We start from the raw sequence: 1,268 nt of genomic DNA, 5'->3' as shown, positions 1-1,268 counted from the left end.
CTTTAGTCCGCGCTCCACGGGCTTTCTGGTCAGCAAGATTCCTGCGCCAGATCAACTTCTGGGTAAAGCTCAGACCGAGGCCAGCGCAGCCACCCAGAGCCCAGCCTAACAAACAACCCGTCTAAGTTCAAAGTGATGAGTCTTCGCCCACCTCTCCAACTTTAAACTTTGAACCCTCATCACTCATCCCAAAAAAGAAGCCGGAGGACTTCACATCCCCCGGCTTGGTTCATGTTATGAGTTAGGTGAGGCCGCGCTGCTTACTTCTTCGGGGTGCTTGTCGCACTGCCGCCGGTCGTTGCGCCGCCCGTGGTGCTGCCACCCGTGGTCGTGCCGCCGGTGGTGGAGTTGTTGATCGTGGCCTTGTTGAAGTTCTTGCCTTCCACATTCAGCGTCCCGCCTGTGGTGGAGCCACCGGTGGTGTTGCCGCCCACGGTCGTGCCGCCGGTCGTGTTGCTCGTGGCACTGCCAGAGCCGGACGAGGTGGCACTGCCGCCAGTCGTCGCGCCGCCGGTGGTGTTACCGCCCGTGGTCGTGCCGCCGGTGGTCGAGTTGTTGATCGTGGCCTTGTTGAAGTTCTTGCCTTCCACACTGCCAGATGAACCATCGATGGTGGCCTTGTTGTAGTTCTGCGAGTTGCCAGGAGGGGACGTGCGGTCCTTGTTCCGGCCTGGAGCATCAGCGCTGCTGCCTTTCGTCTTGTCAGGCGTGGTGGTGTTCACACTGCCGCCCGTGGTCGCGCCACCGGTCGTGTTGCCACCCACGGTCGTCCCGCCGGTGGTGTTGCTCGTCGCGCTGCCTGAGGTGGACCCCGAGGTGCTGCCTGATGACGAAGCATTGCCGCCCGTCGTCGCGCCGCCCGTGGTGCTGCCACCGGTCGTCGTGCCGCCCTTGGTCGAGTTGTCGATCGTGGCCTTGTTGAAGTTTTTGCCTTCAATATTGACCGTGCCGCCGGTGGTCGCGCCGCCAGTGGTGTTTCCCCCGACGGTCGTGCCGCCGGTCGTGTTGCTGGAGCTGGTCTGCGCGTTCACGCCCGTGAAAGCGAGAGTCAGGGCAGCCAGGGTGGTGAGGTAGGTGGATGGTATCTTCATAGCACCCCTTTTTCGCATTCGAATCATCCTCCGCTCCTGCCGAGTCACGCTGACCGAAGCATCAGGTCAGGTGATCTCCCCATCCCCCCCCGCACCTCTCATTTCCACCTAACAAAAAGCCACACAAAAAACAAATACTCCATTCATCCATCACCGACGAACCTCCCCCCCGCCCAG

At 61.4% G+C, this 1,268-nt stretch carries 1 protein-coding gene; it reads right to left on the bottom strand.

Annotated features, from left to right (window positions below):
• Positions 1-260: 260 nt before the first annotated feature.
• Entirely contained in the window at positions 261-1,091 is an 831-nt protein-coding gene (locus tag BGE01nite_RS29225) for a hypothetical protein (RefSeq protein ID WP_170267147.1), read from the bottom strand.
• Between the last annotated feature and the right edge of the window lie 177 nt (positions 1,092-1,268).

Source organism: Prosthecobacter gellanilyticus (genome assembly GCF_007992435.1).
Classification (GTDB): domain Bacteria; phylum Verrucomicrobiota; class Verrucomicrobiia; order Verrucomicrobiales; family Verrucomicrobiaceae; genus Prosthecobacter; species Prosthecobacter gellanilyticus.
The sequence above is the reverse complement of the archived record's forward strand: the minus strand, read 5'-3'. Positions and strand labels throughout refer to the sequence as shown.

Bases quoted from the DNA above. Each gene is read 5' to 3' on its own strand.
- BGE01nite_RS29225 (WP_170267147.1), bottom strand. From the start codon at position 1,091: ATGAAGATACCATCCACCTACCTCACCACCCTGGCTGCCCTGACTCTC.